Raw genomic sequence first — 13,308 nt, forward strand, 5'->3', positions numbered from 1 at the left:
CAATGTAGCGCAGCCCCGCACCACAGCCGTCAAGCGGCGTCGCTGACGAAGACCACCACGGAGCGGCCCGGCACCTCCAGCGCCACCACCCCGTCCCCCTCGACCTCCGCCACAGCCGCGCGCACCCGCGGATCCGCCGACTCCACCAGCTCCGGGTGCAGCTGCCAACCCGCCCCGCCCAGCGCCGGAACCCGCTGCCGGGTCGTCTCCTCGGTGGCGTTGAAGACCACCGCGAACTGACGCCAGCGGCGATCCAGGCCGGTCCCGTCGAGGCACATCACGATCACGCCGGGCGTCTCGCCCGGGCCGCCCAGCGGGAACGACACCCGTCGCTGCACCTCCTCGGCGGTGGGCAGGCCGAAGACCGGCGAGTCGCGGCGGATTCGGAGGAGTTCGCGGTAGCGCTCGGCGGTCAGGGTGATCGCGTCGGGCGGTGGCACCAGTGAGGGCTCGGCGAGCAGCGGCCGGGCGAACTCCCACTTGTCGCCGTTGTCCTGCTCCGGTGGGAGGCCCACGCCGAACCCGTTGCCGAGGGCCGGGTCCCAGCGGATCTGGTTGAACCAGTCGCCGGAGTTGAACGAGTTGCGGTCGAGCGATTTGGACCGGAGCCGCTCGCTGCCGAGGGCGACGAACCCGGCGCCCTGGCTCAGCACCACCAGGGACAGCGCCAGAACCTGCATCCGGGCCCGGTCCAGCGGCGCGGTGCCGAGGGGCAGCTTGAACGCCATGGCGTCATACAGGATCTCGTTGTCGTGGGCGTCGACGTAGTTGACCGCCTCGCCGGGCGAATGCGCATATCCACTCGGTGAGCCGTTGTATTCCAGTTGGGCGCCGCTGCGCTCGGCGCCGGTGTGCGTGACGAGGCGATAGGTGGCGAGGCCGCCGGCGAGGCCCACCTTGATCTGGTCGTGCAGCCAGAGCGGGGTGTGTGAGCCGAGCCCGGTGGCGAACCCGCGCACGCCCGGATCGCCGAACGAGCTGCCGCCGCGGGCCGCGTCCCGCAGCCGGTCGTTGAACGTGCCGATCCCGGTCCCGGCCATGTTGATCTGGGTGGCCTGGGCGAACCGGGCGTCATACGCCACCTCGCCGAAATTCCAGCCCTCGCCGTAGAGGCAGATGTTGCGTCCCTCATACCCCAGGCGGTCGAGCGCTATCCGGGCCTCCAGGATGTTGGCCCGCGGGTGGTGGCCCATCAAATCGAACCGGAAGCCGTCGATGCGGTACTCCACGGCCCAGGTGACGAGCGAGTCGATGACCAGCTTGCTCATCATCGTGTGCTCGGTGGCCGTATTCGGGCAGCAGCTGGACTCGGCGGTGCTGCCGTCGTCGAGGAGCCGGTGGTAATAGCCGGGGACGAGCCGGTCGAGGACGCTGAACCGGTGGAGCCCGTCGCCCATGGTGTGGTTGTAGACCACGTCCAGCACGACCCGCAGGCCGGCGCTGTTGAGCGAGGCCACCAGGGCGCGCAGCTCACGGATCCGGGCGGTGCCGGCCGGGTCGGTGGAATAGCCGCCGTCCGGTGTGGTCCAGTGCCACGGGTCGTAGCCCCAGTTGTAACCGTCCTCGTCGGCGACGGCCATCACCGCGCGCTGCTGCTCGGGCGAGTCCGGCGGGAAGGCGGCCAGGTCGCACGCGGGTGTCGCCTGGTCGGCCCGGCGGTCCGGCACGCTGGCGAAGTCGTTCACCGGGAGCAGGTGCACGTGGGTGAGCCCGGAGTCGGCGAGCGAGCGCAGGTGCCGCATCCCGTCCGAGCCGGGGTGGGTGAACGCCAGGTAGGTGCCGCGGTCCTTGGCCGGCACGGAGCCGTCGAAGACCGAGAAGTCGCGGACCGACACCTCGGCGATCTGCATCCGCGCGGGTGCCACCGCCGGCGGTTTCGTGAGCGTCTCCCAGCCGTGCGGGGCCAGCTCCGGATCGGCCAGGTCGACCAGCTGGCTGTGCGTGGAGTCGGTGGCGAGCGAGACCGAATAGGGGTCGGTCACGCTCGTCGTCACCACCCGCTGCGCCGCCGGGTGCCACACCTCGACCTGGTAGCGGTAGTAACGCCCGAGCCACTTGCGCTTGCCGGTGATCGACCAGACACCGGTGACCGCGTCCCGCTCCATCGGCAGCACCCGGGGCTCGTCGCCGGGCTCCCGGAACAGCTCCAGCCGCACGTCACGGGCGGTCGGCGCCCAGACGGCGAGCCTCGGTGGATCCTCCGCGGGCACGATCGGCCCCAGCTCGGTGTCGGACGCGTCCGCATAGAGGTCGTCGAGGACGCCGGCGAGCTGCACGGCGGTGAGCGCCACGATCCGGCCGTCGGCGTCGCGGCCGGCCACCAGGAGCTGGGTGCGCAGCAGGTCACCGAGCACCGGGTCGGCCAGCTCGCGCACGGCGAAGGCACGGTAGGCCCGCAGGTGCGGAAACTTGCGGCTCTGCGCCTGGAACAGCCCGCCGGGGCGGGGCACCAGGGCGAGCTCCTCGTCCTCCCCGGTCAGCTCGGTGCCCTCCCGGCGCAGTCTGCCGTCGGCGGAGGCGAGCAGGGTGAAGGTGACCGCCCGGTCGCCGAACCACTCGGGCAGCGCGACGGTGCCCCGGTCGAGGAAGACCGCGAACGCCCGGGCCGGGTCCAGCTCGGGGCCGAGGGTGTCGATGGCGGGGCGGACCGGTGCGGCCACCCCGGACTCCATCCACACCTCCCGGCAGACGGTGAGGTCGAGGCGCTGGTCGTCGGGAAGGTCCTTGGTGTCGCCGCGGTGCACCACGAAACGCAGGCCGACGGCGTCCGGCCGCACGGGCACCTCGAAGACGGCTCCATAAGTATCGAAGCGGGCGGGTGCTCTAGGCGTACCCCAAGGGGTTTTGTCCCTGACGTCGACGCCCTCCCAGCAGTGCAGGCCCCACCCGGAGTAGTCGCCGTCAGGCCGGCGGTAATGGATCACGGCGAAGCCGGGGTCGGTGGGGTGAGGGAGTGACGGAGGCTCGAAGCGCACCCGCCGGTCGTTGGCATGCAGCCAGACCTCGGCGGTCTTCTCCAGATCGACCCACCTGTCGATGTCCACGTCCTTGGCGCCGAAACGGTGCACCACCAGGAAGCCGACCTCGCGCGCGTCAGGGTCGAGACGGACCCAGGCGAACCGGCCGTGCTCATCCTCCCCGTCGAACGGAACACCCTCGGGGTAGGTCGTCTCGGTGCCGGGAGCGACGTCACCCCAGGCGTGCAGCATCCAGTCGGTGTAGTCCCCGTCGGGGCGCTGATAGTGCACGATGAGCCATTGCGGACGTGTCCGGGAATGTGGCGGAGCGGCCGTAGTGATCTCTATCGTCGTCACCGAGCCATCCTCGCACCGGCATACGACTATTTCAGCGCGTGCCGAGAACAGGGGCGTCCGAAATGTGAATGGTTTGTCACGACGGTCTAGGGTGACGGCTTCACATCCGTGCGGTACTCCTCCGGTGGTTTCTCGATGAAGATCCTGTTCTTGATCAACAACGCGTTCGGCGTCGGCGGGACCATCCAGACGACGTTCAATCTCGCCGGTGCGCTCGCCGAGCGGGGGCACGACGTGGAGGTGCTCAGCACGCTCCGCGGCCGTGACTCGCCGCAGATGCACGCGGACCGGCGGATCCGCCTGATGTCGCTGACCGAGACCCGTCCCTCCCACGCTGATCACGTGAAGGACGCGCGCGGGCGCGGCGACAAGCCGGAGGTCTACCCGCACTCCGACTACCGCGCCGGCGACTACGACCAGTGGGTGGAGGATCGCTACCGCCGCTACCTGCGGGCCAGCGACGCCGACGTGGTCATCGCGACCCGGCCCGGCCTGATCGCCTACGCAGCCCGGTTCGCGCCCCGCCACATGGTCCGGATCGGTCAGGAGCACCTGACGCGGGGCAGGCACAAGAAGAAGCTGCTCCGGGCGATGCCGCAGCACCTGCGCCGCCTGGACGCGTTCGTCACGGTGAGCTCGCGCGACGCCGAGGACTACCGCCAGCACCTCCACCTGCGCCGCACCAAACTGCTGCACATCCCGAACAGCATTCCGGCACCGCGGGTCGCGCCGTCGCACGGCCGGGCCAAGCTGGTGCTCGCGGCCGGCCGGCTGGTCCGCAGCAAGCGCTACGACGTGCTGCTCGAGGCGTTCGCCAAGGTGGTCGCCGAGCGCCCCGACTGGAACCTCCGGCTGTACGGAAACGGTCAAGAGCGCGACGCGCTGCGGGCACAGGTGCTCGAGCTCGGGCTGCACAACCACGTGCGGCTGATGGGCGCCTACTCACCGATCGAGACGGAGTGGGCCAAGGGCTCGATCGCGGCCGTCTCCGCCGACGTCGAGCCGTTCGGCATGACCCTCGTCGAGGCGATGCGCGCCGGGCTGCCGGTGGTCAGCACCGACGCGCCGCACGGTCCGGCCGAGATCCTCGACAACGGGGTGGACGGCGTGCTGACCCCGGTCGGCGACCCGGACGCGATGGCCGCCGCGCTGCTGCGGGTGATCAACGACGACGAGGGCCGGCGGGAGATGGCGGCCCGCGCGCTGGAGAACTCGGCGCGTTACGACCCCGGGCCGATCGCCGAGCAGTACGAGAAGCTGTTCGAGGAGCTGAAGGCACGCAAGTGGGGCTGGCACCTCAAGCGCACGCCGGTGGGTGCGCTCGGGCCGGCGACGTCGCTCGCGCTGCCCTCCGCGGACTGCGAGGTGACGGCCGACGGAACCATCGCCCTCCAGGCGCCGGACATCTCCGAGATGCACTGGCACCGGATCGGGGCGGACGAGCGCATCCCGGCCGGGGAGATCCTGCCCGCCGGTTCCTGGCAGCTCAAGAAGGGCGATATCGCCGTGCAGTCCGGGCGCCTCGACACCCGCGCGCTGCTGGAGCTGCACGAAGCGACCCGCACCGAGCTGCCCTACCGGCTGGGCGACGGCGGGCTGGCCCTGCGCGTGGTCGACGCGCCGGCCCGGGCCGAGGTGGACACGATCGACGTGGACGACGAAGGGGTGCATCTGACCGTGCGCCTGGTCGGCTCGGAGATCGGCGACGCGATGCTGGTGGCCCGCGGCAGCGAGGACCGGGAGTTCCCGATCAAGGCGGGTCAGGTGACCATCGCGCCCCTGCCGGCCGGCGATTGGACGCTTCACATCGGTACGGCCCGCCTGGGCAGGACCATCGACGACATCATCGACAAGCGCATCGCCTACGTGCTGCCGTCCACCCCCGCCATGCGGCCGTTCTTCACCGCCGCCAACGAACTGAGTATCAGCGCACAGCAATGACAGTGGTGATCTGGGGCCCGTCGTTACCGGTACGCATCAGGTACCGGTAACGCTCGCCGGTCACCGCCTGCCCCTCGCTGTCCAGGTACTCCCACTCGACCGAGACCAGCACCAGCGCCGCGGACAGGCTGAACACGTCGTCGATCCGCGCGTGGGCCGCGACGATGCGCTGCTCCCGGTACGCCGGCGCGGCACCCAGGAACGAGAGCGCCACAGCGGCGGGCGAGCTGAACGTGAAGCTGTACGAGTCGGACACCACCAGTCCGGGCAGCGTATGACAGCGGGCGATCCCCGCGACGTCGCCCGTCGTGAGCGCCGTGCCGTAGCGACCGAAGAAGTCAGTCAGCTGGTCCAGTTCCGCCGTTGGCGTCATGCGGCGCAGCATGCCCATGCATAGACAACGACAAACACTCGGTCACGGGTCCGGCCCCGGCTGAAAGGATCGGCACGTGGACCCCGCCTTGCGATGTCTAGCAAGACGGACGTACGGTTTAACGGAGACGTGAACCGAGAGTTAGGCAAACCTAACCCAAGGGTCGCCCGTTCGGTGCGAAAGACTTGACTTCCAGTCGCTGGGTGTGAAGGAGATGACGGTGGCCAGCCTCGACACCTTTGGTGCGAAGAGCGAGCTGCGCGTCGGAGACGCGAGCTACGAGATTTTCACGATCGACAAGGTGAAGGGGCACGATCGCCTGCCCTACTCCTTGAAGATCCTCCTGGAGAACCTTCTCCGTACGGAGGACGGCGCCAACATCACCGCCGACCACATCAACGCGCTCGGCAGCTGGGACCAGAACGCCGACCCCAGCGTCGAGATCCAGTTCACCCCGGCACGGGTGCTGATGCAGGACTTCACCGGCGTTCCCTGCGTGGTCGACCTGGCCACCATGCGTGAGGCCGTCAAGGACCTCGGCGGCGACCCCTCCAAGGTCAACCCGCTGGCACCGGCCGAGCTGGTCATCGACCACTCCGTCATCGCCGACCTGTTCGGCCGCGCGGACGCCTTCCAGCGCAACGTGGAGCTGGAGTACCAGCGCAACCGCGAGCGCTACCAGTTCCTGCGCTGGGGCCAGACCGCGTTCAACGAGTTCAAGGTCGTCCCGCCGGGCACCGGCATCGTGCACCAGGTGAACATCGAATACCTGGCTCGCACGATCATGGAGCGTAACGGCCAGGCGTACCCGGACACCGTCGTCGGCACCGACTCGCACACCACGATGGTCAACGGCCTCGGCGTGCTGGGCTGGGGCGTCGGCGGCATCGAGGCCGAGGCCGCGATGCTGGGCCAGCCGGTCAGCATGCTGATCCCGCGGGTCGTCGGCTTCAAGCTGTTCGGCGAGGCGCCGGCCGGCACCACCGCCACCGACCTGGTGCTCACGATCACCGAGATGCTGCGCAAGCACGGCGTGGTCAGCAAGTTCGTCGAGTTCTACGGCCCCGGCGTGAGCGCCGTGCCGCTGGCGAACCGGGCCACCATCGGCAACATGTCCCCGGAGTACGGCTCCACCGTCGCGATCTTCCCGATCGACGAGCAGACCATCGAGTACCTCCGCCTGACCGGCCGCGGCTCCGCCGAGATCGCCCTGGTCGAGGCCTACGCGAAGCGCCAGGGCCTGTGGCTGGACCCGTCCGCCGAGCCGGACTACAGCGAGAAACTCGAGCTGGACCTCTCGACGATCGTCCCGTCGCTCGCCGGCCCGAAGCGCCCGCAGGACCGGGTCCCGCTGAACGCCGCCAAGTCGATGTTCCGCGAGGCGCTGCCCAACTACGCGGCACCGCACGGCCACGCCGACGAGGCCAGCGAGGAGTCCTTCCCGGCGTCGGACTCCCCCGCCAACGGCGTCCAGGACGACGCTGACAAACCGGCTCGGGCGAGTGCCGCGAACGGCGCGACGGGCCGGGTCTCGAAGCCGACCCTGGTCAAGGGCGAGGACGGCGTCGAGTACGAGCTGGACCACGGCGCGGTTGTCATCGCCGCCATCACCTCCTGCACCAACACCTCGAACCCGCAGGTGATGATCGGTGCGGCGCTGCTGGCCAAGAAGGCCGTCGAGCGTGGCCTGACCCGCAAGCCGTGGGTCAAGACCACCCTCGCGCCCGGCTCCAAGGTCGTCTCCGACTACTACGACAGGTCCGGCCTCACGCCGTACCTGGACAAGATCGGGTTCAACCTGGTCGGCTACGGCTGCACCACCTGCATCGGCAACTCGGGCCCGCTGCCCGAGGAGGTCTCCGCCGCGGTCAACGAGGCAGACCTCACCGCGGTCAGCGTCCTGAGCGGCAACCGCAACTTCGAGGGCCGGATCAACCCGGACGTCAAGATGAACTACCTGGCGTCCCCGCCGCTGGTGGTCGCCTACGCCCTGGCCGGCTCGATGGACATCGACATCACCACCGAGCCGCTCGGCATCGGCTCCGACGGCAAGCCGGTCTACCTCAACGAGATCTGGCCGACCGCCAAGGAGATCGACGACACCATCGCCGCCGCGATCGGCGCCGAGGGCTTCAGCACCGCCTACCAGGACGTCTTCGCCGGCGACGAGCAGTGGCAGTCGCTGCCGACCCCGACCGGCGACACCTTCGCCTGGGCCGGTGACTCCACCTACGTGCGCAAACCCCCGTACTTCGAAGGCATGTCCGCCGACCCGTCACCGGTCACCGACATCACCGGCGCCCGCGTCCTGGCCAAACTGGGCGACTCGGTCACCACCGACCACATCTCCCCGGCCAGCTCGATCAAGCCCGACTCCCCCGCCGGCAAGTACCTCGCCGAGCACGGCGTCCCGCGCGCCGAGTTCAACAGCTACGGCTCCCGCCGCGGCAACCACGAGGTCATGATCCGGGGCACCTTCGCCAACATCCGGCTCCGCAACCAGCTGGTCCCCGGCGTCGAGGGCGGCTTCACCGTCAACCACCTCACCGGCGACCAGACCACCATCTACGACGCCAGCGTCGCCTACCAGGAAGCCGGCATCCCGCTGGTCATCCTGGCCGGCAAGGAATACGGTTCCGGCTCCTCCCGCGACTGGGCCGCCAAGGGCACCATGCTCCTCGGCGTCCGCGCCGTCATCGCCGAAAGCTACGAGCGCATCCACCGCTCCAATCTGATCGGCATGGGCGTCCTCCCCCTCCAGTTCCCCCAGGGCGAGACCGCCGAGTCGCTCGGCCTCACCGGCACCGAGACCTTCTCCTTCACCGGCGTCACGGCCCTCAACGACGGCGCCACTCCGCGCACGGTGCACGTCACCACCGACACCGGCCTGGAATTCGACGCGGTCGTCCGCATCGACACCCCCGGCGAGGCGGACTACTACCGCAACGGCGGCATCCTCCAGTACGTCCTCAGGAAGATGCTCCGCAGCTGATCACCATCGCCAATGCCCCGTCTGTTGCTGTCCGGCAGGCGGGGCGTCGGCGTTTCCGCCCCATCTCGCGCCTCACTTCCGGCTTCCCCGCTCCCCCGCTTCCCGCTCCCCCACTTCCCACTTCCCGCTCCCAGCGTCTGGCTCTCACCCTTCAAGATCAAGTTCAAGAACTTGCTGTCGCAGCGGGGTGGTGTGTACAGACCGCCGCTCACGCCGAGGGCCCGCCGGCCCGAGCTGGCCGCTGGCGCGTCCAAACCGCTCGACCCACCGGGCGACCTGCGTAAATGGGCACGCCCAACCCCAACCGCCGGTCCCGCCCCGCCCTTCCGCCCCGCCCTTCGCCCCGCCCTTCGCCCCGCCCTTCGCCCCGCCCTTCGTTTTCGCCCTCGCAGCTTCGTGTGGCCTTGCGTCGCCTCGGCCGGTCAGCTCTCTGGTGGTGGGCCGAGGAGGTCCCACTTGTTGCCGGCGATGTCGGCGAAGACGGCCACCTGGCCGTAGGGCTCGGTGCGCGGCTCGCGGACGAAGTGGACGCCGTGAGCGATCATCCGCCGGTGGGTGGCGTCGAAGTCGGACACGCGCAGGAAGAAGCCGACGCGGCCGGCCATCTGATCGCCCACCGCGGCCGCCTGACGTTCGCCGTCCGCGCGGGCCAGCAGCAGCCCGGTGCCGCCGCCGGGCGGGCGCACCACGACCCAGCGTTTGGGGCGGCCGTCGTTGGTCAGCGACGGCGAGTCCTCGGTCAGCTCGAAACCGAGGACCTCGGTGAAGAACGCGATCGCCGGGTCGTACTCCTCGACGATCACGGTGACCAGATCGATGTGGATCACGGGCGGAATCCCGTCCGGTCGGCGTCGGTGATCTCCCGGAGGACCCGCGCCGGGGTTCCGACGGCGATTACACCGGACGGGATCGAGCGGGTCACCACGCTGCCGGAGCCGACGATCGAGTTGTCGCCGATCGTGACGCCCTGATTGATGGTCACGCCGCCGCCGATCCAGACGTTGTCGCCGATCGTGACCGGCTTGGCGTAACAGCCGCCGGCCACACGCTCGGCGGCGTCGATGGCGTGGTTCGAGGTGTAGATGCCGACGCGCGGCCCGAAGAGCACGTTGTCACCGATCGTGATCCCGCCGCCGTCGAGCAGAACGCAGTCGAAGTTGGCATAGAAGTGATCACCGACGCTGATGTTGAATCCGAACTCGCAGCGGAACGTCGGCTCGAAGTAAGCGTCCCGCCCCACCTCACGCAGCAGCCGCCGCAGGATCGCCTCCCGCTCCTCCTGCGGTCTGCCGAAGCTGTCGTTGTACTCGGTTGTCAGCAGCACGGTCCGCTGCCGCGCCTCAACCAGCTCGGCGGTCAGGTCGTTGTACATCCGGCCGGTCAGCATGTGCTCCCGCTGCGCTTCTAGCGTCACCCGACGATCTTCCCACCCCCGTTCCGCCACCGCGGAGACCTGGTGCGGCTCTCCTCGCCCTCACGACCGCAACAGATCCCGCGGCTCCCACCGGCCTCACCCGTCAGCGGGCCCGGGCGGCCCTGGCAGCACTCCGTGGCCGAGTCAGTCAGCGCGGCCACGGCAGCTCCGGCGTGCGCCACGGCAGCCCCGGCGTGCCCTCCGCCGGCTCCCGCGTGGCCCCCGCCGGCTCCCGCATGGCCCCCGCCAGCTCCCGCATGGCCCCCGCCGGTCGAGCTCGGTTGGCGCGGGCCGCACTTTCCGCGTACCCCTGCCGTTGGGATGCTCCATGCCCCGCACTCCATGACCGCCCTCTGGTGAATAGGCTTCGGGAATGGATGACAAGAGTGTGCTGAGCCGGATCAACGGCCTGGTCGACGAAGAGCACGACCTTCGCCAGCAGCTGAGCCAGGGCAAGATCTCCTCGGACGAGGAGCACGCCCGGCTCAAGGAGCTGGAGGAGGCACTGGACCAGTGCTGGGACCTGCTGCGCCGGCGCCGTGCGGCCCGCTCGGTGGGGAACGACCCCGACGCGGTGCAGGCCCACGGCGTCAGCGAGGTGGAGGGCTACATCCAGTGACCGGCCCCGGTCGCGGCCGCCGTGGACGCGGCGGCCGCGGGCCGGGCCTGGGACGCCTGGTCAGAGCAGTCCCGCCTCGTAGTGCAGGCGCTCGACCAGTACGTCGGCGTCGACGGACAGGCCGCGGGAGCGGAACCAGTTCGCGACGTTGTGCACGTCACGGGCGATGAACTCGCCGCCGCGCGGGTTGGCGATCACGTCGATGATCTGCGGCAGGTCGATGAGCACCAGCGTCCCGTCGTGGACCATCGTGTTGTACGGCGACAGGTCACCGTGTGCCACCTGAGCCCGGGCCAGCACCGACAGCGCGTCGGTCATCTGCCGCCACAGATCGGCCAGCCCGTCAGCGTCGGTACGCACCTGGGCCAGTCGCGGCGCGGCCTCACCGGTCTCCCAGTCGCCGATGAACTCCATCATCAGCTCGGTGCCGATCAGCTGCACCGGGTAGGGAACGCGGATCATTCCGCTCTCTTGACCGATTTCCCACAGCCGGCCGAGTGCCCCGAACTCGGCGGCGGCCCACTGACCGGCGATGAGTTCCTTGCCGAACGAGGTGCGGTTGTTCATGGCCCGCATCTCGCGGGATCGGCGGACCCGGCGGCCCTCCATATATCCCGCGTCGCGGTGGAACAGCCGGTGCTCGCCGTCCCGGTAGCGTTTCGCGGCCAGCATGCTGACCTTGTCGGTGCCGGGGATGGCACGGCGGACCAGGAAGACGTCGGCTTCCTTGCCGGTCTTGAGCATGCCCAGCTCGGTGTCGACAGCGCCGTACTCGGTGCGCACCCAGTCGGGGCGCGGCTCAGGACCGTGCAGAGCACCGTCCCAGGTGGACCAGCGATCGCCCTCCTCGGGCAGGTCGGGGTCCTCCTTGAGGGCCGGCTCGGGCCGGCCGCGCTTCAGGAAGTCGGATTCGTCGTCGTCGAACTTGCGGCGCCCACGGCGCGTGGTGGTGGGGCCGAAAGAATCGTGCTCGCGCACTGGAGGATCTCCTCAGAGAAAGAAGCAAAAAGGGAAAACAGGACAGCAGCCATCACAAAGACAGCCATGGAGTCCACCCCCTTCTCTCTCGTCGGACCGTGCCGAACCATGCAGCCGACTCGTGCAGCCGAACCGTGCAGCCGAACCGTGCGGAGCCGAACCAACCGCGAGCCGACCGATCGTGCAGAGTCAACCGGCTCTGGCGATGTCAGACGGTGCGCGGCAACCACCTGGTCGCTCGTGCGGGCAACTCTCGCGGATCAGCGAGACGGCCGCAACCTATTTATGACCGGGTCGCCATGATGGCGGAGATCCCCTGGATGACGTTGCCCACCACCCGCGTCGGGGCGAACCGGGTGTCCACCCACTCGCGCCCACGATGCAGCCACACGCTGGGCAACCCCATCGCGGCCGCACCGCCGATGTCCGCCTCCGGGCTGTCGCCGACCACCCAGGCCCCGGCCAGGCGCATCCGGACCCGCTGCGCGGCGAGCGCGAAGATCCGCGGATTGGGCTTGCTCACCCCGCACTGCTCCGAGATCACCCAGTCGGCGACATAACGGTCCAGCCCGCACCGCCGGATCCGCGCCTCCTGCTGCTCGGCCGGCCCGTTGGTGACGACGACGGGAATCAGCCCCGCATCCCCGGCGATCTCCAGGGCGCAGCTCACCATCGGGTCCAGCCGCTCGAAGGCGAGCGGTCCCTCGTTCAGCTCGTCGACCATGTCGATCGACGTGACCCGCAGCTGGTAGCGCTCGCGGATCAGGTCGGCGAGGTCCCATCGGGAGGTCAGGCCGTCGGCGTCCACCGACACCAGCCAGTCGAGGTCCTCCTGCGGAGCGGCGATCTCGTCCAGGAAGCCTTTCGCCCACAGCCGGAACGCACCACTGCGGTCGAGCAGGGTGTCGTCCAACGCGAGGAAGACTAGAGGCACCCGGGCACTTTACGTGAGCGGCGACGGAAGCGAACAGTCCAGGAGTGTTAACAAAACGGGGACAGGACGACCAAATTCGCATCATCCGATCGTGGGATGCCCCAGCTTCAAAAGCCGTACGTACGGATTGCAAGCCGATGGCGCCCCGTGACACGATCAGCGAGTGCCCAGGGTTAGTCAGGACCAGCTAGATGCGCGCCGCCACGAGATCCTCACCGCGGCTCGTGCCTGCTTTGCCCGGTTCGGATATGAGGGCGCCACGGTCCGCCGGCTCGAAGAGGCCACGGGCATGTCACGTGGAGCAATTTTCCACCATTTTCGTGACAAGGAGTCGCTGTTCCTCGCGGTGGCCGAGGACGACGCCGCCCTGATGGCCGAAACCGTCACCCGCAACGGCCTCGTCCAGGTGATGCGCGACCTGCTGGAGCGCGCCGGCAACAGCGAGGGCGACACGGCCGGCTGGCTCGGCACCCAGCTCGAGGTGTCCCACCGGCTCCGCACCGACCCCGCCTTCGCCAAACGCTGGGCCCAGCGGTCGGCCGCCATCGCCGACGCCACCCGCGAGCGCCTGCAACGCCAGCGCGACGCCGGCGTGCTGCGCCAGGACGTGCCGGTCGAGGTGCTCACCCAGTTCCTCGAGCTGGCCTACGACGGCCTGGTGCTCCACCTGGCCACCGGCCGCCCTGCCGGCGAACTGGTCCGAGTCCTCGACGTCGTCGAAGAAGCCGTCCGCCGCTGACCCA

The 13,308-nt window shown here is 69.6% G+C and carries 10 protein-coding genes; 4 read left to right on the forward strand and 6 right to left on the reverse strand.

Features of this window, described 5'->3' with window-relative positions; genetic code table 11:
- Positions 1–29: 29 nt before the first annotated feature.
- Positions 30–3,314, reverse strand: coding sequence for a pullulanase-type alpha-1,6-glucosidase (gene pulA, locus ACFQV6_RS09015; RefSeq protein ID WP_378026898.1), 3,285 nt, complete (start codon positions 3,312–3,314; stop codon positions 30–32).
- Between the two features lie 135 nt (positions 3,315–3,449).
- On the opposite strand from pulA, the gene ACFQV6_RS09020 reads away from it, so the two are divergent.
- Positions 3,450–5,255, forward strand: coding sequence for a glycosyltransferase family 4 protein (locus ACFQV6_RS09020; protein ID WP_378026899.1), 1,806 nt, complete (start codon positions 3,450–3,452; stop codon positions 5,253–5,255).
- Here the strand turns inward: ACFQV6_RS09020 and ACFQV6_RS09025 are convergent.
- The gene (locus ACFQV6_RS09025) at positions 5,239–5,628 is read right to left on the reverse strand and encodes a hypothetical protein (protein WP_378026900.1); all 390 of its coding nucleotides are present in this window, start codon (positions 5,626–5,628) and stop codon (positions 5,239–5,241) included. The two genes, ACFQV6_RS09020 and ACFQV6_RS09025, sit on opposite strands and share 17 nt — an antisense overlap.
- A gap of 205 nt (positions 5,629–5,833) precedes the next feature.
- Between ACFQV6_RS09025 and acnA the strand changes: the two genes are divergently transcribed.
- Positions 5,834–8,620: an aconitate hydratase AcnA gene (gene acnA / locus ACFQV6_RS09030; RefSeq protein WP_378026901.1), complete on the forward strand. Its 2,787-nt coding sequence runs from the start codon at positions 5,834–5,836 to the stop codon at positions 8,618–8,620.
- Between the two features lie 422 nt (positions 8,621–9,042).
- Here acnA and ACFQV6_RS09035 read toward each other — a convergent pair whose 3' ends face one another.
- Together ACFQV6_RS09035 and ACFQV6_RS09040 are read right to left on the reverse strand one after the other, a co-directional pair.
- Positions 9,043–9,444 (reverse strand): VOC family protein, encoded by a 402-nt coding sequence (locus ACFQV6_RS09035; protein ID WP_378026976.1) that lies wholly within the window; start codon positions 9,442–9,444, stop codon positions 9,043–9,045.
- A complete protein-coding gene (locus ACFQV6_RS09040; RefSeq protein WP_378026902.1) occupies positions 9,444–10,034 on the reverse strand; it encodes a sugar O-acetyltransferase in 591 nt (196 codons plus the stop codon). Before ACFQV6_RS09040 ends, ACFQV6_RS09035 begins: the two co-directional genes overlap by 1 nt.
- A gap of 373 nt (positions 10,035–10,407) precedes the next feature.
- Here ACFQV6_RS09040 and ACFQV6_RS09045 point away from each other — a divergent pair, with 373 nt between their 5' ends.
- A complete protein-coding gene (locus ACFQV6_RS09045) occupies positions 10,408–10,653 on the forward strand; it encodes a DUF2630 family protein (RefSeq protein WP_378026903.1) in 246 nt (81 codons plus the stop codon).
- 60 nt (positions 10,654–10,713) lie between these two features.
- Here ACFQV6_RS09045 and ACFQV6_RS09050 read toward each other — a convergent pair whose 3' ends face one another.
- Together ACFQV6_RS09050 and ACFQV6_RS09055 are read right to left on the reverse strand one after the other, a co-directional pair.
- Positions 10,714–11,631, reverse strand: a complete 918-nt coding sequence (locus ACFQV6_RS09050; protein WP_378026904.1) for a serine protein kinase RIO — start codon at positions 11,629–11,631, stop codon at positions 10,714–10,716.
- Between the two features lie 283 nt (positions 11,632–11,914).
- A complete protein-coding gene (locus tag ACFQV6_RS09055) occupies positions 11,915–12,565 on the reverse strand; it encodes an HAD family hydrolase (protein WP_378026905.1) in 651 nt (216 codons plus the stop codon).
- A gap of 163 nt (positions 12,566–12,728) precedes the next feature.
- On the opposite strand from ACFQV6_RS09055, the gene ACFQV6_RS09060 reads away from it, so the two are divergent.
- Positions 12,729–13,304, forward strand: a complete 576-nt coding sequence (locus ACFQV6_RS09060) for a TetR/AcrR family transcriptional regulator (protein WP_378026906.1) — start codon at positions 12,729–12,731, stop codon at positions 13,302–13,304.
- The last annotated feature ends 4 nt before the right edge of the window (positions 13,305–13,308 follow it).

The organism is Actinoplanes sp. GCM10030250 (genome assembly GCF_042666575.1).
Lineage (GTDB): Bacteria > Actinomycetota > Actinomycetes > Mycobacteriales > Micromonosporaceae > Actinoplanes.

Coding starts and splice junctions, on each gene's coding strand:
- ACFQV6_RS09020 (WP_378026899.1), top strand. CDS start 3,450: ATGAAGATCCTGTTCTTGATCAACAACGCGTTCGGCGTCGGCGGGACC.
- ACFQV6_RS09025 (WP_378026900.1), bottom strand. CDS start 5,628: ATGACGCCAACGGCGGAACTGGACCAGCTGACTGACTTCTTCGGTCGC.
- ACFQV6_RS09045 (WP_378026903.1), top strand. CDS start 10,408: ATGGATGACAAGAGTGTGCTGAGCCGGATCAACGGCCTGGTCGACGAA.